This window comes from Legionella gratiana (genome assembly GCF_001467695.1).
Taxonomy (GTDB): Bacteria; Pseudomonadota; Gammaproteobacteria; order Legionellales; family Legionellaceae; genus Legionella; species Legionella gratiana.
This window is the reverse complement of the sequence record NZ_LNYE01000029.1, coordinates 408,893-430,280: the sequence shown is the minus strand read 5'-3', so window position 1 is coordinate 430,280 and position 21,388 is coordinate 408,893. Positions and strand designations below refer to the sequence as shown.

Sequence of the window (21,388 nt, the reverse complement as noted above, 5' to 3'; positions counted from 1 at the left end):
CAAAATGGCGTGATTCTAGAGTACCGAAACGCAGCATACACGAAGCATGTGAGTATCGGAGCGCATAAAATCATATCATTTTGGCCAGGATAGTAGAATTGTCAACAGAAGCACTTTACTTATAATCACTTAACTCGCGCAATACTGCTGTCGCATAAGAACCAGCAGGGAGAATAAAAGACAACTCAACGCGATTATTCTGAATTGTATATTTAAATTGTTCCACATGCAGAATATTCGCCCGCCAAGCCTCCTCCAAGCCAAAGAGCTCCAAGCCATTCAACCATGGTTGCCAACTGGCATAAATTTTATGGATTAATGCCAAGGCATTATCTTTTACCTTATGTTTGCTTCTTCCAGGTAAAGGACTCGCAGGAGAAATATCTTTATCTTTAATTCGTTGTAATACCTCCTCATTCACCTCATCAATAACAAAAATACTGTTAGAACCACTAAGTTGCATCACATCACCAGAAAGAGGTGTATTCCAGCAACGTTCTACAACACGTTGCGATAAAATTAAATTAAAAATCCATGAGCGTGCAGCAGAACTATATATGCCATTTAAAAATCGATCCTTAACTTTACGACCGAGTACCAACATCTCTTCTGCCTTAAACAAATTTCCTGCTTCACGACCAAATCGTTGTTCACCAAAATAATTTGGAACACCAAACTCTTGGATTTGCTCAATACGTTGCTGCAAATCCCCTAGATGCGACACTTCACGCAAACGTATAATAAATTGATTGCCGGTTAAAAATCCTGGTCTTAATTTTTTATGGTGACGAGTACATTCCAAAACTCGCCAACCTGGGGCAGCATATTGTTCCATCTCCGGAATAATTTCACCCGGAGCATGAATACTTAACCATTGTGTCGTCAGTGCCTGCCTGTCTTTTAAGCCAGCATACCCAATCGACTTTATTGGTTTACGCAGTAATTTTGCCAATGATTTAACAACTTCCTCTGTGGTTAACCCTCTTTTTTCAATTTTAAGGAGAATGTGTTCTCCCTGCCCAGTAAATGAGCTATCAAAAAATTCATTTACCTGAAAATCTTCTGGCGTATTTTTAAAAACTGCTGTGGACTTCGGTAAACCATAAACTCGTGGCCAATCCAATGAATACATTCTAAAACAACCTTATGAAAAACTATTGTGTTAATTGTCTTGCAAAAAATATATAAATCAAATGATTTTCCGTGCATACTTAAACAATTGTTATTAAACGGATGAATTAACAATGGATTCAACATGTTCTTCTATAAAAAAAGCAGTATTTCCTGTGGCTGGTTTAGGTACACGATTTTTACCTGCAACAAAAGCAGCACCTAAAGAAATGCTCACTGTAGTAAATAAACCCTTAATTCAATATGCGGTTGAAGAAGCCTATGCTGCTGGCATACGCGAAATGATTTTTGTTACTTGCCATAACAAAACAGCAATCGAAGATCATTTTGATCTCGCCTATCAACTGGAAAATGAACTAAGGAATCATGATAAAAATGAACTCTTATCTATAGTTCAATCCGTTACACCTCCCGATATGGAGTGTTTTTATGTTCGCCAAGCAAAACCTCTTGGCCTAGGACATGCCATTTTATGTGCCGAAAAAATTGTAGGTAATGAAGCATTTGCAATAATTCTAGCCGATGATTTAATGACTGGACAGATACCTGTTATCAAACAATTAATCCAATTATATGAAACATATGGCCATAGTATTATAGCAGTAGAAAATGTACCCAATGAATTAACGGAGTGTTATGGAATTATTCAAGGAGTTCCATGGAACAATGACATTTTAAATATACATCATCTGGTAGAAAAACCTAAACCACATCAAGTTTCCTCTAATACAGCTATTGTTGGACGTTACGTTCTTACACCTGGTATTTTTGATCAGATCAGAGCCTTGCCTAATAAAGAGCATAAAGAAATTCAACTTACTGATGCAATTAGCAGTCTGCTCCAAAAAGAAACGGTTTTGGCATATCCATATGAGGGAAAGCGCTATGATTGCGGCAGCGTACTGGGATTTCTCAAAGCAAACGTAGACTTAGGAAAAACACACCCAATAGAGGGTGAGAGTTTTTCCAAATGGCTTAAAGCACAATAATCCAGTTCTAAATAAAATCAGTTCGATATAAAAATCACTTTATTTTTTATATCGACTCACATTAACTAAGTTTAAGTAGGAACGTTATGGAACAACTTACACAAAAAAATGCTTGGAAAAGACTCGAAAAACTTGCAAAAAAAGATGATGTAGGCAATGTTGAAATAAAAAATTGCTCTAAATCTGCTGCAAATGTCGCTCTAGATTACAGCGGACAACAAGTAAACCCAATGATTATGGATGCTCTTCTTGACCTTGCCAATGAATGCCACTTATCTGAATACATAGATGCGTTAATGTGTGGAAAACCGGTAAACAATACAGAAAATAGACCTGCTTTACATACAGCACTTCGTGTTCCAGATGGTGAAGCGATATGGGTTAATCAACAGAATATCGTTCCCGAAGTCATTGGTGTTCGCAAACAAATGCACGAAATTTCAACTAAAATCAGAAACAAAGAATGGCTTGGTTATTCTGGAAAACCGATTACTGATATCATTAACATCGGTATAGGCGGTTCAATGCTTGGTCCGTTCTTTTGCATCCATTCGCTAAGTGATTTAGTAACGAATCAATTGCAATTTCATTTTATTTCTGACCTTGATCCTTACGCGTTTAAGCGTATTACAGCAAAACTCAATCCAGAAACCACACTGTTTATCGTTTCCTCAAAATCATTAACTACTCCAGAAACCTTGGCTCATTATCAACAAGCATTAAAGTGGATGAACCTGCAACACCCTTTTGATAAACACTTTATCGCCGTTACTGCCAATGTAAACAGAGCACAAGAAATGGGCTTTTCTACAATTCTTCCTATATGGGATTGGGTAGGTGGACGTTATTCATTCTTCTCTGCCATTAATTTGATTTCCTGTATTGCCATTGGTTTCGAACATTTTTCTGAAATGATTTCTGGTGCTCATCAGATGGATATTCATTTCCGAACTGCACATTTTGCGGATAATCTCCCTATGCTGTTAGCATTGCTCGGTATATGGAATATTAATTTTTTAAACACGAATAACTTATTGGTTATGACCTACTCCCAAGATCTCCAACATTTTGTTCCTTATCTGCAGCAGCTCGATATGGAAAGTAATGGAAAATCCACCAATCGACAAGGACGAAAAGTTAATTACGCAACTGGTCCTATTATCTGGGGTGGCTTGGGTAATCAAGCACAACATAGTTATTATCAACTTTTGTGTCAAGGAACTCATCGAGTTGCAGCTGATTTGATTAATGTTCAAGCCTATGAAGATGATGTTATTAATAAAATATGCCATGCTCATAAAGAAGTACTCACCAAAGGAGGAAATCCAAATGATAATCCTCATAGTGACATTCCTGGTCAAATGCCAGTAAATCTACTTTCATTAACCGATTGCTCACCAAAGACTCTAGGCGCTTTAATTTCTTTATATGAACATAAAGTTTTCGTACAAGGTGTTATCTGGGACATCAATTCATTTGATCAACCAGGCGTTGAAAGCTCTAAAGAACTAATTCGACAAAATAATTGGATAAGCTAATTCTTAACCAAATTGGGTTTATTATTACTAAGTTTCATAATTTTAGAACTTATGCTAGCGTAAACCCAAAGTAGTTTTTATTGACATCAATAGGTTCCTCTTGTATCTTTCAAAAACAATATAAAAATATAAACCAATATGACCAAAAAAGAATCAATTTCCATTATAGGAACAGGCCATTTAGGCGGTGCGTTTGTACGCGGACTTATTAAAAGTGGATACCCAGCAAATTTGATTACGCTTAGTAATCGTAATCCCAATAAATCAGAACAACTGGCTAAGGAATTAGGTGTTTTGTCTGCGAAAACAAATGTACAAGCAGTTCAAAATACAGAGATTATTGTTCTTGCAGTGAAACCACAGTTTATGCAGGAGGTTTGTAAAGAAATTGCTCCAAAAATTCAGAATAAACAACCTATGATTATCTCTTTAGTAGGTGTCATAAATACCGACAGTATTGCTCGTTGGCTTGGTGATAAAGATCTAGCCATTACTCGAGTAATGACCAATACGCCAAGTGAATTTTGCAAAGGAACCTCTGCTTTATTTGCTAACTCATCTACCATACCGGAACAAAAGTTATTAATTGAAAGGCTTTTTAATAATGTGGGTTATACATTTTGGGTAGATCAGGAATCCATGATAGACACGCTTACAGCACCTATTGGTTGCGCACCGGCCTATATTTTTCTATTTTTAGAAGCATTGCAAAATGCGGCTATAAGTAGAGGAATCCCTGAAGAACTTGCAGAAAAAATTTCATTAGAATCCGTATTTGGTGCCGCAGAATTAGCAAAAAAATCCGGTCGCTCATTTGCTCACTTACGGGAAAGCGTGACTACCCCACAAGGTGTTACTGCATATTCATTGGAAAAACTATCTATGGACAATTTTTTTGATATCTTCAAGAAAATTTATACCGATGCTGAAGAACGTATAGAACAAATTTCACAAACATTGCCAACTAAAAGCAACTTGTGCAAGAAGTGAAGTTACGAGCCAACTCTTCGTTTTCGATTGAACATCACCCTCCACAAAAGCAAAGGGTCTAAATATGTCCAGCTAGGGCTGATCTTTGTATTCTTAAGGAGTAATTTTCAAAGAGCGTGTTTGAATAGGGTTCTTGTTCGGAAAGTATCTTTAATAGTTCTAAATTTTTGGGGCTATCTCCCAACATGATTGCGAGATCAAGTAAATCCGAGTAATCCAAGCGTAAATACATTCCTATTTCAATCAGTTCCCTATTACTCATGGTAGGATGGCTCAATGCTATAGCCATCCATGCTTCATCTCTTTTTATGCTCTTGTTATATAATTCGAATTTTACTTGCTCATTGGGTGTATCCATTAATTTAATAATTAAGTCGGAAAACGACAAGCGAAGGGAGTTGAGGATAAATTGTTTATCCAAAGCTGGATACTGGTCTAACCCAAGGATGCAACTTTGCCAAACTTGTTGGTAACTTGCTGACACGTTGTTGGGCTTGGGCTTTATTTTGATATTCGCCTAAGGTGAGCACATACCAAACGCCTTTTGAATTGGTAACGCGTCTTAATTTAGAATGTTGAGCAAGTAATTTATTACTATTGCGAAAACGCTCAATGTGTTTTTTATCATGACTGGCAGTTAATTGAATTGTATAAAGATGAGTAACTGATTTATGGTTGGATTTTTTAACTGAAGGTGTAGCTACTTTAATTTGTTTTTTTGATGAAACGCTTATCAATTTCGATTCTGGAATATGCCTAACTGGCATTTTAGGTTTTTCTGCGATCAAATTTTTTGCTGATAATTTGGGAATTATAACAACCTTATCCACAATTGCCTTAGTATCACTGGGCATATCATCTTCTGGATCCTCTAAAACTTCCTTTTTAGGTAAGGAAGAATAAACTAATTGCCGAGTAGAAGAATCTTGCCAAGAAGCAATAGAACTCTCTAATTTTTCAGGTAGTTCCGGTAGCTTCATAACGATTGTTTGTACCTTTTCGTTTTGCTCAGGAGCAACAACGGTCTCGTGAGAAGATAATGAAAAATCAAAGGATTGAGACAAATAAAACCCTAAAAAACCGGCAACAAGTACGGTACTTGCTGCAATCCCTATTTTTTTTACTGCTTTAAGCACATCTTTTTTCTTAGGAGTACTGCATTGGTGTACAAATGGCTCCAAATCATTGTTAATTTTTGCCAGATTTCCTTTTGTTAATTGATAAAATTGTTTAAATTGTGCGTCACTCAGTGGTTTACTAATTAAGTGTGATGTCATAGCACGCTGCAATACATAAGTTCTTGCTTCGTTTTCATTTAATGCGCCTAAGTCTATAGTATGAATTAAATTATCACCTAAAGCGGTGCTTAAATGATTTAATGATGCAACAATCGAATAATCTGAGAGAAAACATACATGAAAAAAACTATAATCCTCTTGACTCTTTATCGTAAGTAAAACTTCCTGAATTAAATCATCAGGCAAATACTGTGCATCATCAATCAACAATAATACATGTGACTTTTGCTCATTAATCTGTTTCACTATTGAGATTATATCTGTATTTTCATCGTGGCTAAGCTGTAATTGAAACGCAACTTCCTTTATTAAATTTTCTTTATGATAAGGAGGTTTGATCGCTATGGAAGCTAATTTGATTTGTTGATCCAGATTATTTTGTAGCAAAGTGCCAAATGAGGTTTTACCCCCCTCTTTTTCGGATAATACGGTAACAAGTACGTTGTTAAAAAGAATCAAATGATTAATAAAGTCAATTTTTGCCAGCCAAGATCCAGGTTTAAATAATCCTCGTGGTTGGCTTCCAGCCTTTACTTCAGACTGAATCATTCCCTCTGTCATTTTTTATTCTCCTCTTACAGCCGCAACAAGTACATGATACAAACTATCTTCTGTGATTCTAGCTTCAAGATAACAATTACCAGGATTTTTAATCAATACAAAGCGTAATCGATTATTTTTAACTTTTTTATCCAAACGCATTAAATCTATAAGTTTTTTCAGGTTGATCGTGCTTGGAATTTTATGAGGCAAGCCTGCACATTCCAATATTTGCTCAATTTGCTCTACCAATTGCTCATTGATCAACTTCATTTTATAAGACAAAACCGCTGCACAATATATACCTATTGCAACTGCTTCACCATGTAGCCATTGTTGGTAATGGGTGTAGGCTTCTAATGCATGAGCAAAAGTATGACCAAGATTTAGCAATGCACGTTGACCTGATTCTTTTTCATCATTTTGAACAAATTGAGATTTAATTTTACAGCATGTCGCGACTAATTGGGGTAATTGCGGGCTGTGAGCGGTTAATCCCATGTGTAATGCAACACACAACTGTTTATAAAACTCACCGCCGGCAAGTAGCCCATACTTGATCATTTCAGCAATACCAGCACGAAACTCTCTTTCCGGAAGCGAAGCTAAGGTAGCTAAATCAACAACTACTGCTTGGGGTTGATAAAAACTACCAATCATGTTTTTGCCTAAAGGATGATTAATTCCCGTTTTTCCACCAATAGAAGCGTCGATTTGTGCCAATAAAGTGGTTGGAATTTGTACAAACTTAACTCCTCGTTGGTAAGTTGATGCTGCAAACCCCGCCATATCACCAACTACGCCTCCACCTAAAGCGATGATCGTAGTATCTCTATGATGTTTGTTTTGTATTAATGCATCATAAATAGCAAATAAACTTTGTTGATTCTTATATTGCTCACCATCTTCTAAAATCACCACATCACATTGAACTGCAGCAAAAGCAGTTTTTATTTGCTTTAAATAAAGCGAGGCAATGGTTTGATTTGTAACAATCAAAACCTGAGAAGAAATCACCAAGGTTTGCAAAAAGTTCAAATTTTGCAAACCATTTCGACAAATAATAATAGGATATTGATGCTCAGTTAAACAAACATCAACCTGATCATAAACTTCAAAGTTCGCCATAAATATATTTTATAATATTATTTGCAACTGCTTTAACTGTTAACTTATCAGTTTCAAAACTAACATCAGCTAACTCATTGTAAAAAGGCTCTCGCTCATCTCTTAGTAATTCTAATCTTCCTTCAAGATCATTCGTTTGCAGTAAAGGACGCTTAGTATCTCGCTTAGTTCTTTCAAACTGTTGCTGTAGCGAAGTTTTAAGATAGATTACAGTTCCACGTCCTGCTAGTGCATTTCTGTTTTCAGGAGTGATTACAACACCACCGCCAGTTGCTAAAACAATGTTGGTTTTTTGAGTTAACTCATCAATAACTTTTTGTTCACGGCGCCTGAAGCCTTCTTCACCCTCAATATCAAAAATCCAGGATATATCAGCACCAGCACGTTCCTCAATAACTTCATCCGAATCAAAAAATTCTAACTTGAGCTCCTTTGCCAAAGCACGACCTATTGTGCTTTTGCCAGCACCCATAGGCCCGATGAGAAAAATATTTCGTACTTTAACTATGCTCATTTTTTATCACATACCTCTTTAACTTTAATATCATTAATTCAAAGATGGGATTCTAAATAACCTGCTTCGATATCAATACGGAGATATCATCATTGCACACCAAAAATTGAAGGTTATTGACTCTCAATCCTAACTGTACCTCTCGTAGTAAAAATTCTCGAACGTTATTCTACAACAAATGAACATATTTTATAACCATTTACGTTTAATCATTTATTATTATCCTAAAAAAAGCAGTTGGACTCGTAATGAGAAGACTCATTTTTAATGATTATATCACCTTCTTAAAAAACTTAAGCCTACGTTACTTTAATTAACGTAAGTTCGATATAAAAAAGAAACTAATTTTTTATATCGAACTGTTTTTATTTGGATCTGGATCCCGTATAAATGCTACACATCCCCGCTTTCACTGGGGGCAAGCTTTACGGGATAACGTTCGTTTAGCGACATAAAAGGCAGGTTTATGCCTTTTATGTCGAACTCACGTTAATTATAAATCTAAGCTCACGCTTAATCTCTAAATAGAGGTTGGAATACTCTATTTTTCATCAAACCGCACAGGTTTTATTCCCTCAATTGTTGTAATGGATAATGAATTGGTTATTATTTTAGGAGTAATAAAAATCAGTAGTTCATCATTTTTAATTCCAATTTGTGTATTTTTGAATAAGTTTCCTACTACAGGCAATTGACCAAAAAAAGGCACTCGAACAATCGTCTTGCTTTTATCTTGTTGATAAATACCACCAAGTACAATAGTTTGTCCATTGCTCACTAAAACATTTGTTTGAATTTCTTTGGTTGCAATTGCTGGAACACCATTATACGTTTCGAGACGTAATACAACATCTTGATTTATCTTTAAAGCCATGAGAACTTTGTTGTCAGGAGTAATTTGTGGAGTTACATTTAAACTCAATACCGCCTTTTTAAAAGCCACTGCGGTTGCACCACTAGAAGTTGCTTCTTGATATGGAACTTCCTGACCTGATTCAATTACAGCAGGTTGTTGGTTTGCTGTAATCAACTTTGGGCTAGAAATTAACTCTGCTAGTCCTTCACTTTCTAAAGCAGAAAGCTCTAAATCAAGCAAAATATTATTACCCAGTTGGGCTAAAGCGATCCCAACAGTAGCTGGATTTGCTCCAGCTAAGGTACCGCTTAAATGTTGTGGCTTAGACACACCCCAGCGAATGCCTAAATCCTGAGCAAAATCTTTAGTCACCTGAACAATACGCGCTTCGATAAGCACCTGTTTGACAGGAACATCTAATTCCTTAATTAATTTTCTGACCTCATCTACCCGAGTACCAGTATCTTGAATCCATATAGTATTAGTCCGTGTATCCACACTAACTCTACCCTTGTCTGATAAAAGGGAGTTTTGCTTGTCTTTAATTAAAATGGCGAGGTCAGTTGCTTTGGCATAATTAATTTGAATTAATTCAGAACGCACTGGCTCTAGTTTTTGAATTTTATTTTGACTCTTAAGTTGTTGTTCCTCCATGTCGCTAAACGACTTTTGAGTATCAATCACCATCACATTTCCATTTTGACGCTTTGCCAAACCTTGTGTTGTTAAAATAATATCTAAAGCTTGATCCCAAGGAATATTATTTAATCTCAAAGTAATATTACCCTGAACCCTATCGCTTGCAACAATATTAATCCCCGTAAAATCAGCAAGCAATTGCAATACCGCTCGTATGCTAATATTCTGGAAATTTAAGGAAATTCGTCTCCCAGAAAATACCTTTTTTTTCAATTTTGCTTGTTCTATTTCTTCCTGAGTCAATGGGATCACATCAACCATGAATTGTTTATTTACCTGGTATATATTGTGACTAAAATACCTTTCACCAAATAAAGTCATATGCGCATTTTTACCTATTTGTTGAAAGGTTATCAATTTTACCGGACTGCGAAAATCTGAAACATCAAAACGTTTTTTTAAGCTCTGCGGCACCTTAGTATTTAAAAATTTAACAACAACCTCTGTATCATGTTCTTCTACATCGACTGGAATACTGGTACTAGAAACATCAACTATTGCACGTCCACCTTGTCGCTCCACCCCGCGAAAATCAAAGTGGGTGATTTCGTAATTTGTTTTGACAGGTCGATTTGTTACCAAAACTTCTTTTGGGGATTGAAATAATTCATTGCTCTTTCCATTCAAAATAATCGTATAAACTCTACCTGAGACGGAGCCTAAATAAGGTATAGGGTAGTTTAAATCTAAGACAGCACGGGCACGAGAGCCGACTGCTACAAGAGTATAATTATTCAAGGAGCCAAATTTAATTTTCTTTGTTCTCTGCTCGGGAGGTAATTGTAAGTTAACATTTACAAAATCAATAACAATACGAGCTGGATTTTGAGTTACAAAACTTGATGGTTGTTGTTTCATCGGATGAGCAAACTCAAAATCGATACGCACCTTTTCCTGTGGTAAAGGAATTACCTTTACGGACATTAGTGAGTTCTGGGCAAAAGCCATACCTAAGCTCATTCCTATAAAAATTAAAAAAACAACTATTCTTTGCACTTTAGCTCCTACTTCCCGGTATATAGTTTAATTTTAGTTCTATGTGTTTTCCATTTACCTGAACTTTGAGTTGTTTCTATTAATTCCATTGAATCATTCTTTATTAAAACAATACGACCATAATTCTGTCCCATATAATCCCCAATTCGTACTGAAGTAATTCCCATATTTGGTAGTTTAATCAACGCCCATATTTCATTGTCTTGCTTCAAAGTGCCTACAAATTTTAATGCATCAAGAGGATAAGCTTCCAAAGGTTGCTTCGGTCTATTTTTATCAGGCGCATTTACATCAACCACTTTTTTTTGTGACATGGGCTTAAATGGACTACGCCTATTGCTATTATCTGGAAACTTAAACGAGGGCAACGGAGCAAATGAAGGAAGCGATTCAATTTGCCGCGTTTTCCTCTGTTTTACTTCATCAATATATTTCCTTAAATCTTCATTATCATCGGTGCAAGCAACCAGAAATAAAGATATGAAACAGATATAACAAAGCTCTTTGTTCATCATCGTGCGCGATATCGATATATTTTAGCGGTAATGTTCATCACCAATTCATCCTCTGAAACAACCTTCTGATCTTTGGAGGACACCCCTTCAATACTGAAATCATGTAAGGTAACAATTCGGGTCATTTCAGCAACTCGACTTATAAACATTGCCAATTGAAAATAAGTCCCTACTACTGAAATTTTTATAGGTAATTCAATATAAAAATCATGTACTACCTCAGGCTGAGGGGCAAATAACTCAAATCTTAAACCCGATGTAACTCCTGTCTTAGAAATTTCTTCGAGTAAACCAGGCATCTCATTTTTTTCCGGGAGCTGTTTAAGCACTGATGCAAAACGTCCAGCTAAAGTTTGTAACTGAGCACGATATGCTGGTAAATTATATAATTGACGTTGCTTGCTTTCTAAATCTGCTTTTAAAGTGGTTTCTTGCTCTTTTAGTGTATCAAACTGAATAAAATTATCTTTTATAATTAACCAATATCCCAGTGCAATAATGAGAGCGCTTGTACCTAAAAGCACACCAATTTTTACTACTAATGGCCATTGTCCCACATTTTCCAGGGTTAATTCACTGAGATTAACCGTATTCATCGTATCACCCCAAGCTGGAATTGAGGCGAAAGTATAAAATTTAATTTAAATTCACTATTGGCAGGCTGTTCCTCTTTGTTATCTCCCTTCTTAATTTCAGTCAAAACAGGAGAATGAAGCCAGTCATTATTCTCTATATTTTTCATTAAGATTGAAACATTAGTATTCGATTCAGTATAACCAGTGACTGAAAGAACATCATTTTTTCCTTCTATGCGAGTTAAATAAATTCCAGAAGGGGTTACATTAATTAATTCATCAAATAAATGAACCATTAAAGTACGTGTTGATTGCAAGTTCTGAACTACAAACATTCTAGAGATGAACATTTCTCGAGTTTTTTTCAAACTTTTAATTTCATTTAATTGGTTATTCATCGCAGAGATTTCATTTTGAAGCATTTGATTTCGAGCAATTTGATTACTCACTAAATTAGTAGCATAAGAGTTAATTAAAAACACAGTAAATGCTGAAATCACGATGCTCATGAAAAATAAAACCATGAACAACTTTTTTTCTTGTTCCCGCTTTTGCTCACGCCAAGGAAGAAGATTAATTTGAGTCATGGAGTCACTCTATATTTCTTAATGCCAGACCGCAAGCCACCAAAAGTGCTGGTGCATCATTATTTATAGTATCCAAATTTATTTTTTTACTTGGGGTCATATATGAAAGTGGATTAGCAATAGTAGTCGTTTTTCCTAATCGGTCTTTAACCAATGCAACTAATCCGGGTAATCTGGCTAATCCTCCAGCCAATAGAATGTGATCAACTTCTCCTTCTTGGTTCGTAGAATAAAAAAACTGCAGTGTTCTCTTAATCTGTAATAAGATATTTTCTTTAAAAGGCTCTAAAACCTCTGTTTCATAATCAGATGGCAATTCGCCTTTATCCCTAGCAACCGTAACTTCTTCTAAAGTCATTTTATAGCGTTCAGCAGTTGACTCAATTAATTGCTTATCACCAAATTTTTCTTCTCGAGAATAAACTAATTTCATACCATGCAATACGAATAAATGAGTATAACAGGCACCAATATCAATAATAGCGATCGTTTTATCTTGGCCAAGTGCAGGTAAATCTCGAGCAATTCGTTGCGCAGCTCGCTCCACTGCATAAGACTCAACATCAACTACCACAGTATCTAGGCCTGCAGCTGCAGCTATTCCAACACGTTGATTCACATTCTCTGCTCGAGAAGCAACAATAAGTACATCGAGTAGATTTGGATTTTTCTGAAAATGCCCTAAAACTTCGAAATCAAGATTAATTTCCTCAATTGGATAAGGAATATACTTATCAGCCTCGGTAACAATCAGCTCTTCCATCTCCTCATCATTTAAGCCTTCATTAATTTGTATTACTTTACTAATTATCGCAGCATCTGGGACTGCCAAGGCAGCTTGCTTACAGGGGGTATGCAAACGGTCAACTGTTTTTTTAACACATTGAGAGACGGCATCAATATCCTTAATAACATTTCCATCCATTGCATTGGGTGGCAACATTTCACGTCCATAACTTTCAACAATAAGTTCACCATTTTTACCGGAAATTTCTAATATTTTGACTGCTGTAGATGTTATGTCTATTCCGAGAATTGAACGATGCTGAGGATGTAATAATTTGAGCATGTTCTTTATTCCTTTGAATCGTCCATACATTCAAGCACTCCTTATAGAATATATGAAGATGTTAACGTAACCTATTAAAAAATTATACTATTTTATTCTTTAATTTAGGTAATCATGCATAATATATAATGTTATTTTTACTTCTATAACCAACTTGCGCTTCATCAAAACATTTAATATAGTGAAAGGCCAACTTGCCAGGGGATTTGACATTTATGCTATAACAAGGAGATTCGTATGACTCAATTAGAAGATTTAATTTATTCGTTAGCAACAGTCATTGTACGCTATCACGATAGTCAAGCATATACCACTCGATTAGTTACTGAACCGGATAAAACTAAACTAAAAAGACTATCTCGTCTATGTGCGATTGATATAATAAAAAATCCGGAAGAGAAATTCGACAAAAAACTAACCAGTTCAATCAAAGAATGCACACCAGGTTATCTTGATCGCGAAAAATATCTTACCTTTTTATTAAATGAAATCAGTTTCCTAAAACCGAACCTTAATCAAAAAGTTCCATTTACCTCTGAAGAATTAGAAAAACTTCAACGACAAATAACTCAATTTTTTATTGATTGTCGACAATTATTAAATAAATTAAAAACTCAAAACTATGACCTAACCTGTACCTCTATCGAACCTATTGGAATCAAGGGCTTAATTAATACCGCTTATATGGGTGGTGGTTATTTTTGTACTTCAGGCGAACTTTTAATTGACGAAACCTTAAACAGATTTAATATATCCAAAGATTCTTCTGATGAAGACATCGCAGAAGCTGCATCAGCTATATGTATGGAATATCAGAATGCTCTATTAGTTTCGGAGCTTAAGACTCAAAAATTAGAGTTAAAATCTCAAAAAACAACCTTAGAACTCAAAGTATCTGAATTAGAGAGTGATAAATCTACATTAGAGCTGCAAAACTCTGGATTAGATGCTCAAAAAAGAACACTAGAACTCGAAATATCTGCGTTGGAGCATGAAAAATCGACACTAACTCAGCAAAAATTGGACTTAGAGGACCAAAAATTTACCTTAGAGCGACAAAAATCTACTTTAGAATCTGAGAAATCTGCATTAACACTTCAAACGTTCAAGCTCACTGAAAAAAATCAAGTGCAAGAAATAACTGTTGAAGGATTACGTCGTGATTTGGAAAAATCTAAAGAGGAGTTACGTCGTACTATAGAAAAACACCAAAAAGAAGCACAGAAACACCAAATAGAATTTGAGCGCTTCAAAAAACAAAAAATAGAAACTCATCAAGCACAGGAAAAAACGATTGAGGAATTGCGTTACAATTTGGGTGAATCACAAAGTGAAACACATAAACTTCAATTAGAGTTTCAGCGTTTAAAAAAACAAAAAACAGAAACTCATCAAGCACAGGAAAAAACGATTGAGGAGTTACGTCGTGATTTGAAGAAAGCTCAAGATGAATTAGAAAGTACCCAATTAGAATTTGAGAACTTCAAAAAACAAAAAGCAGAATCCTCTCAGCCAACAAAACGTGTACTTCCTCCTTATCCACTCTACAGCAGTTTATCTCCATTCTTTCTGCAACAAAGGGGAAATGGAACATTTTTTCAGCCGAAAACATCTACTGAAATAGATATTCTAGAAGAATCCGATACCGCAACGCCGCACCCTTCAAACTGAGATTAAATGATCAGTACTCATTTAGACTTACAAACTCCCAATAATCTGTTTCATTGAGTTTTTCTAAAAACTCAATGAAACAGTATATAAAATTCCTCTTTTTTGCACAAAACTCGCAATCTTACAGAGAATCACTGTATAATACCCGCCAAATTTCATTTATAAATGTGTAGCTCTATGAAAATGGCATACTTCTGGCGTAAAGGTCTATGGGCGCTGATGAGCCTGCTTTTTCTTTTATTAGTGGCAGGTAGTTTTTTATACCTCTATCTTGAAAGTCAACTTCCTAATGTAGACTCATTGAAAACGGTACAATTGCAAGTGCCCTTACAAATATTCAGTAAAGAGGGTTTGCTGATTCAGGAGTATGGCGAAAAAAAGCGTATCCCAGTTACTTATGATGAAATTCCACCAATGCTGATTCATGCTTTAATAGCCACAGAAGATCAACGCTTTTTTGAACATCCTGGTGTCGATGTAATGGGCCTTGGCCGTGCTGCAGTTCGCATGATAAAAACGGGCACAAAATCTCAGGGTGGTAGTACAATTACCATGCAAGTAGCACGTAACTTCTTTTTAAGTCGTAAAAAAACATTTTTACGTAAACTGAATGAGATTATGCTTGCTATAAAAATCGACAGAGAATTAAGCAAAGAGAAGATCCTTGAACTTTATCTCAATAGGATTTATTTAGGAAATCGCGCTTATGGTGTCGGTGCCGCAGCAATGGTTTATTTTGGTAAACCACTCAAGGAGTTAAACTTAGCCGAGCTTGCTATGATTGCAGGCCTTCCACAAGCACCTTCAACACAAAATCCCGTTGCAAATCCCCTGGCGGCTAAAAAACGCCGTGACCATGTGTTAGAGCGTTTATTGGAAGAACATTATATCAATGAAGAACAATATCAAAATGCGATTAACCAGCCCATTACGGCTAAGTACCATGGTACTCCTATTGAAGTAAAAGCACCTTATGTTGCGGAAATGATTCGCCAATCCTTATACGACAATTTCGGCCCAGATGCTTATACCAAAGGTTATAAAGTTTATACTACTATTGATGGAAACCTGCAAAATACAGCAAATAGTGTAGTAGAAAAGAATTTGATTGCTTATGATCATCGCCATGGATATAGAGGACCTATTGCTACTATCGGTGAAAAAGACAGTAACTCGCTGCGCGAAATTCAAAAGAACCTAGAGAAATATCCTGAGCTTAATCATCTTTCCCCAGCAGTAGTAACCGAAGTACGCGAAAAAGAAGCTATCGCAACGTTACAAGATGGACGAACTGTACTTATCCCTTGGGTAGGTTTGTCCTGGGCTAGACCAGCCCTTAAAAATGGCTGGGTAGGAAAAGCACCCGTAAAAGCCATGCAAGTGGTTGCTGTTGGAGATATTATTTATGTCCATTCAACAAAAGAGCATTGGGAATTAGCACAAATTCCTGAGGCAGAATCAGCAATGGTAGCACTTAACCCCAAAAATGGAGCCATAGAGGTTCTAGTAGGTGGATTCAATTTTCAAAAAAGTAAATTTAACCGGGCAACTCAATCAAGCAGGCAACCTGGCTCCAGCTTTAAGCCTTTTGTCTATGCTGCGGCATTAAATAGTGGTTACACTCTAGCAACGCTAATTAATGATGCACCTATTGTTGTTGATGATCCAAGTCAACCAAACTTATGGCGTCCTCATAATGTAAACCTAAAATTTAATGGTCCAACACGCTTAAAAAAGGCTTTGGTTCAATCTAAAAATTTAGTATCGATACGCATTCTTGATGACATAGGTATCAATTACACTATAGATTTCCTCACTCGTTTTGGGTTTAACAAAAAAACGCTCCCTAAAGGTTTATCACTCGCATTAGGAAGCTTGTCTATTAGTCCCATGGAATTAACCACTGCTTATGCTGTTTTTGCAAACGGCGGCTATAAAATAGAACCTTATCTTATCGATCACATTACGGACGCCGATGGAAAGATTTTGTTGCAAGCAAAACCCACTGTTGTTTGCAACAACTGTGATAATAATGTAGATCATTCTACCTTAGCCCCACGAGTCTTGCCCGAAGATATTACCTTTTTAATGAATACCGCATTAAAAGATGTGATTCAACATGGTACTGCTCGTGCAGCCAGAGTGCTTAATCGCCAAGATATAGCGGGTAAAACAGGAACAACCAATGATCAGGTTGATTCTTGGTTCGCTGGTTTTAATGCAGATCTTGTGGTAACAACCTGGATTGGTTTTGATAACCCTAAATCGTTACACGAATATGCTGCAGGACTTGCTCTTCCCTTATGGATTGACTTTATGAAAGTTGCCTTAAAAGGAAAACCTGAAAGCGAAATGAAACAACCAGAAAATGTAGTTGCGGTTCGTATTGATCCCAATAGTGGGTTACTGGCTCGTCCTAACCAACCCAATGGTATCATAGAATATTTTCGCAACAAGGAAGTGCCTGCAGAAGAGGAACTTGCCCCTGTTTATAATGCAAGCAATGATCAGCAACAACTACCTCCTGTAGAAGAGAGCTTGTTTTAGTCGTCTCAAAAATGGAAAAGGATTTAAAAATTAATGAACAATAGTAGATCTTCATCTTCGTATCTCTTTTTAATTTTAATCTTACTTCTTTTTTTGTTGCGAATTTTTTTTATGTTCAAAACTAACTTATTAGTTGAAGAAGCTTATTATTGGAATTATTCGAACCATCTTGATTTTAGTTTTCTTGATCATCCTCCTATGGTTGCTGTTTTAATTAAATTAGGGACCTTAATTTTTGGTGTAAATGAATGGGGAGTACGCTTTGCTAGTGTTCCTTGTTGGATTATAACCTGTTACTTTAGCTTCAAATTAACGACATTAATACGAAAGGAAGCAGGATTGTATGCAGTAGTATTGCTATCCATAATGCCATTCTTTTTTATACACTCTTTAATTATTACCCCTGATATTCCACTTATTTTAAGTTGGTCAGCAACCCTATATTATCTTTATCAAGCACTTGTTTTAGATAGAGATAAAAGTTGGTATTGGGCAGGAGTGTGGCTTGGTTTAGGGCTTCTTTCAAAATATACTATTGTACTGTTAGGGTTATCGACAATAATCTATTTAATAGGCGACCCAGCATCTCGAAAATGGTTCTTGCGTAAAGAACCATATTGTTGTGCGCTCATAGCATTCATTATTTTTATACCTGTTATTTATTGGAATGCTACTCATGATTGGGCATCCTTTTTATTCCAAAGCTCGCGACGATTTCATGATTATTATTCTTTTTCTTTTCATGAATTAATTGGTTTAGTTCTGGTGTTTTTAACTCCTACTGGCATTTTAGGTGCATGGATTTTATTTTCACAAAACTATTCGAAAAAATTTATAGCAATTAAAACAAAATACTTTTTTCAAATTTATGTTATTGTACCACTCTTATTTTTTTCCTTGTTTAGTTTATTTCATGGAATAAGAGTGAATTGGATTGGTCCTATCTTCCTAGCGATTATACCGTGGTTTGCACTTTTAATAACTGATAATCAACAAATAATCGGTGTGACTTTTCGTAAAGGTTGGGCCATAACTTCTGTCATTATTGTTTTTATTTATAGTAGTATTATTTATTGTATTTTATCAGATAAACCAGAAAAAATGAGTCATTTTTTATTTGAAAAAGTAATTCCTTGGAATAATTTTACCCGGGAAGTTTATAACATTGCTCAACAATTGGAAAATAAAACTCATAACACGCCTATTATCTTACCCCTGGATACTTATAATATTGCAAGCGAGCTTGCTTTTTATCAAAAAAAATACTTCAAACAAGGGCAAATCAACACTCCATATAAAGTTATTGGTTCGCATGTTTTTGGTTTAAATAGTTTGATGTATAAATATTGGGGAAATATGGAAGAAATTAAAGGCAAAACTCTCATTTTAGTCTCCCCCAAAATTTCCTTCTTTTCATATCCCCTAGTGAAGCAAAAAATTGTACCTTTATCTAATATAAAACCTGTCAATTATCATGATGATAATGGTCATAAATCGTTAATTTTTTATTATCAAATTGTTAAGTTGACTTAGAAGTGGAGTATCCGTTCGAGGATATTGCTTGACTCTTGGTGAAAAGCTTGATTTGAGCACAGATTGCGCCAAATGCAGCCTTTCGCTGCATGAGGCGTGAACGCTTACGGTTCATGAGATAGTGGACTTAAGATTATCGTCCAGCTAATGCTATAGCTGCAGGTGTGTACTCATAACCTAAATCACGAGCAACAGCCTCAAAAGTAATTTTGTCTTGATGAACATTCAATCCATTGAGTAAGTGTTTGTCGTTTAGTAACGCTAGCTTCACACCTTTAGTAACAATACTTAAAACGAAAGGCAAGGTTGCATTATTCAAAGCAAAAGTAGAAGTTCTTGGTACAGCGCCTGGCATATTAGCAACACAATAATGAACAACATGATCAATAACATAAGTTGGTTCTTGATGTGTCGTGGGGCGACTTGTTTCAAAACATCCACCTTGATCAATAGCAACATCCACTAAAACTGATCCAGGACGCATTGAACGAAGCATAGCTCGAGTTACCAATTTAGGTGCTGCTGCTCCAGGAACCAAAACTGCTCCGATCACTAAATCAGCGCGAGCAACATATTTTTCTATAGCATCTGCAGTAGAATAAACTGTGTTAATTTTAGAACCAAATTGAAAGTCTAATTCATTTAAACGCATCAAAGAACGATCAAGTACGGTTACTCGTGCTTCCATACCCATGGCCATACGTACTGCATTTGTACCAACTACCCCGCCGCCAATAACCACTACATTGGCAGCAGCAACTCCAGGCACACCGCCTAATAAAACACCACTGCCTCCTTGAGCCATTTCCAAACAATGCGCACCTGCTTGAATAGACATGCGACCTGCAACTTGTGACATAGGAGTTAATAATGGCAAACCACCATCATCTTGGGTAACTGTTTCATAAGCAATTGCTGTAACACCAGATTCTTTAAGCATACGTGTCTGATGGGGATCTGGGGCTAAATGTAAATAAGTAAATAAAGTTTGTCCTTCACGAAGACGCTTGCATTCGATTGGCTGTGGTTCTTTTACCTTTACGATTAATTCCGCCCTAGAATATACTTCATCAGCAGTATCAACAACTTCAGCTCCCGCATGGCGATAATCATCATCAGAGATACCAATCCCTAAACCAGCACCCTTCTCTACAATAACTGAGCTCCCTACTCGTACAATTTCCCTAATACTAGAAGGCACAAGCCCCACACGATTTTCTTGGGGTTTAATTTCTTTTGGAACACCTACTAACATACTTTCTCCCCTCTAACGATTTTTTAATTGTTCGATTAACTGTGGTACCAATTCAAATAAGTCGCCAACCAAACCATAATCTGCAATTTGGAAAATAGGCGCATCTTCATCTTTATTTATTGCAACAATCACTTTGGAATCTTTCATTCCGGCTAAATGCTGTACAGCACCAGAAATACCCACAGCAACATAGAGCAAAGGTGCAACTATTTTTCCAGTTTGTCCTACTTGATAATCATTAGGAACAAAACCTGCATCAACTGCCGCACGAGATGCTCCCACAGCGGCTCCAAGAACATCAGCTAACTCTTCGACTAGCTTAAATTTCTCGGCACTTTGCAAACCACGACCACCCGAAACAACAATTTTAGCACTACCTAAATCAGGCCTTTCCGATTTACTTAATTCATGTTTCACAAATTGAGTTCCTTCGCTCAAAACCTCTTTATCAATGAGCTCAATATGACAAGTCTCTTGGTGAACAGTTATTGGGTTAAATGCTGTTGATCTAATTGTCAAAACTTTGATGGAGTCTAAAACACGTACTGTTTCTATAGCGTTACCTGCATAGATTGGATGTTCAAAGGTATGGGCATCAATTATCTTACTCACATCAGAAACTTGAGCTACATCCAATTGTGCAGCAATGCGTGGTGCAATATTTTTACCGTAAGTACTGGCAGCAACTAATATATTTTCAAATGAATGTGCAAATGAAAGCACTGTATCACTTATTTGTTCTGCTACAGGATGCTCGTAGCAAGGTTTATCAATACACCAAACAACGTGGGTTCCTGCAAGACATGCGGCCTGCTCTGCTACCGATTTGCATTCATGCCCTACTACTAATAAGGTTGGTTTATCGTCCAACTCTAATGCTGCGGCTAAAACATTACTAGTAGATGGATGTACTATTTTATTATCATGTTCAACAAGTACTAAAGTGCTCATCACTTC

At 36.2% G+C, this 21,388-nt stretch carries 18 protein-coding genes; 6 read left to right on the top strand and 12 right to left on the bottom strand.

All coding sequences use genetic code 11. The annotated features are described in order from the left end of the window. Positions 1-115: 115 nt before the first annotated feature. Positions 116-1,132, bottom strand: coding sequence for a tRNA pseudouridine(13) synthase TruD (truD, locus tag Lgra_RS14875; RefSeq protein ID WP_058500047.1), 1,017 nt, complete (start codon positions 1,130-1,132; stop codon positions 116-118). Positions 1,133-1,244: 112 nt separating this feature from the next. Here truD and galU point away from each other — a divergent pair, with 112 nt between their 5' ends. From galU to proC, 3 genes are all read left to right on the top strand, one after another. Beyond that, positions 1,245-2,120, top strand: coding sequence for a UTP--glucose-1-phosphate uridylyltransferase GalU (gene galU / locus Lgra_RS14870; protein WP_058500046.1), 876 nt, complete (start codon positions 1,245-1,247; stop codon positions 2,118-2,120). An 86-nt stretch (positions 2,121-2,206) separates the two neighbouring features. Then, positions 2,207-3,658 carry a glucose-6-phosphate isomerase gene (gene pgi, locus Lgra_RS14865; protein ID WP_058500045.1) on the top strand — a complete coding sequence of 484 codons (1,452 nt, stop codon included), beginning with the start codon at positions 2,207-2,209 and terminating at the stop codon, positions 3,656-3,658. A gap of 138 nt (positions 3,659-3,796) precedes the next feature. Beyond that, complete coding sequence (proC, locus tag Lgra_RS14860) at positions 3,797-4,648, top strand: pyrroline-5-carboxylate reductase (protein WP_058500044.1); 852 nt, start codon at positions 3,797-3,799, stop codon at positions 4,646-4,648. A 58-nt stretch (positions 4,649-4,706) separates the two neighbouring features. Here the strand turns inward: proC and Lgra_RS14855 are convergent, their stop codons facing one another. The 9 genes from Lgra_RS14855 to pilM all read right to left on the bottom strand — a co-directional run bounded on the left by Lgra_RS14855 (position 4,707) and on the right by pilM (position 13,425). After that, entirely contained in the window at positions 4,707-5,069 is a 363-nt protein-coding gene (locus tag Lgra_RS14855) for a hypothetical protein (protein WP_058500043.1), read from the bottom strand. Next, entirely contained in the window at positions 5,062-6,507 is a 1,446-nt protein-coding gene (locus Lgra_RS14850; RefSeq protein WP_058500042.1) for an ATP-binding protein, read from the bottom strand. Before Lgra_RS14850 ends, Lgra_RS14855 begins: the two co-directional genes overlap by 8 nt. Positions 6,508-6,510: 3 nt before the next feature. After that, on the bottom strand, positions 6,511-7,614 hold the full coding sequence (gene aroB, locus Lgra_RS14845; protein WP_058500041.1) for a 3-dehydroquinate synthase: 1,104 nt from the start codon (positions 7,612-7,614) through the stop codon (positions 6,511-6,513). After that, positions 7,601-8,128 (bottom strand): shikimate kinase AroK, encoded by a 528-nt coding sequence (gene aroK / locus Lgra_RS14840; RefSeq protein WP_058500040.1) that lies wholly within the window; start codon positions 8,126-8,128, stop codon positions 7,601-7,603. The genes aroB and aroK overlap by 14 nt, the downstream gene beginning before the upstream one ends. A gap of 541 nt (positions 8,129-8,669) precedes the next feature. Beyond that, positions 8,670-10,679 carry a type IV pilus secretin PilQ gene (locus tag Lgra_RS14835; protein WP_058500039.1) on the bottom strand — a complete coding sequence of 670 codons (2,010 nt, stop codon included), beginning with the start codon at positions 10,677-10,679 and terminating at the stop codon, positions 8,670-8,672. 8 nt (positions 10,680-10,687) lie between these two features. After that, positions 10,688-11,194 (bottom strand): pilus assembly protein PilP, encoded by a 507-nt coding sequence (locus Lgra_RS14830; protein WP_058500038.1) that lies wholly within the window; start codon positions 11,192-11,194, stop codon positions 10,688-10,690. Continuing rightward, entirely contained in the window at positions 11,191-11,790 is a 600-nt protein-coding gene (locus tag Lgra_RS14825; RefSeq protein ID WP_058500037.1) for a type IV pilus inner membrane component PilO, read from the bottom strand. Before Lgra_RS14825 ends, Lgra_RS14830 begins: the two co-directional genes overlap by 4 nt. Continuing rightward, complete coding sequence (locus Lgra_RS14820) at positions 11,787-12,356, bottom strand: PilN domain-containing protein (protein WP_058500036.1); 570 nt, start codon at positions 12,354-12,356, stop codon at positions 11,787-11,789. Before Lgra_RS14820 ends, Lgra_RS14825 begins: the two co-directional genes overlap by 4 nt. 4 nt (positions 12,357-12,360) lie before the next feature. After that, the gene (pilM, locus tag Lgra_RS14815; protein ID WP_058500339.1) at positions 12,361-13,425 is read right to left on the bottom strand and encodes a type IV pilus assembly protein PilM; all 1,065 of its coding nucleotides are present in this window, start codon (positions 13,423-13,425) and stop codon (positions 12,361-12,363) included. A gap of 237 nt (positions 13,426-13,662) precedes the next feature. On the opposite strand from pilM, the gene Lgra_RS14810 reads away from it, so the two are divergent. From Lgra_RS14810 to Lgra_RS14800, 3 genes are all read left to right on the top strand, one after another. After that, a complete protein-coding gene (locus tag Lgra_RS14810) occupies positions 13,663-15,096 on the top strand; it encodes a coiled-coil domain-containing protein (protein ID WP_058500035.1) in 1,434 nt (477 codons plus the stop codon). Positions 15,097-15,273: 177 nt separating this feature from the next. Then, on the top strand, positions 15,274-17,643 hold the full coding sequence (locus tag Lgra_RS14805) for a penicillin-binding protein 1A (protein WP_058500034.1): 2,370 nt from the start codon (positions 15,274-15,276) through the stop codon (positions 17,641-17,643). 33 nt (positions 17,644-17,676) lie between these two features. Beyond that, positions 17,677-19,176 (top strand): glycosyltransferase family 39 protein, encoded by a 1,500-nt coding sequence (locus Lgra_RS14800; RefSeq protein WP_058500033.1) that lies wholly within the window; start codon positions 17,677-17,679, stop codon positions 19,174-19,176. A gap of 133 nt (positions 19,177-19,309) precedes the next feature. On the opposite strand, the gene ald is transcribed toward Lgra_RS14800, so the two are convergent. Together ald and Lgra_RS14790 are read right to left on the bottom strand one after the other, a co-directional pair. Then, positions 19,310-20,431: an alanine dehydrogenase gene (gene ald / locus Lgra_RS14795; RefSeq protein WP_058500032.1), complete on the bottom strand. Its 1,122-nt coding sequence runs from the start codon at positions 20,429-20,431 to the stop codon at positions 19,310-19,312. 12 nt (positions 20,432-20,443) lie between these two features. Next, on the bottom strand, positions 20,444-21,382 hold the full coding sequence (locus Lgra_RS14790; protein WP_058500031.1) for an electron transfer flavoprotein subunit alpha/FixB family protein: 939 nt from the start codon (positions 21,380-21,382) through the stop codon (positions 20,444-20,446). Positions 21,383-21,388 lie beyond the last annotated feature (6 nt).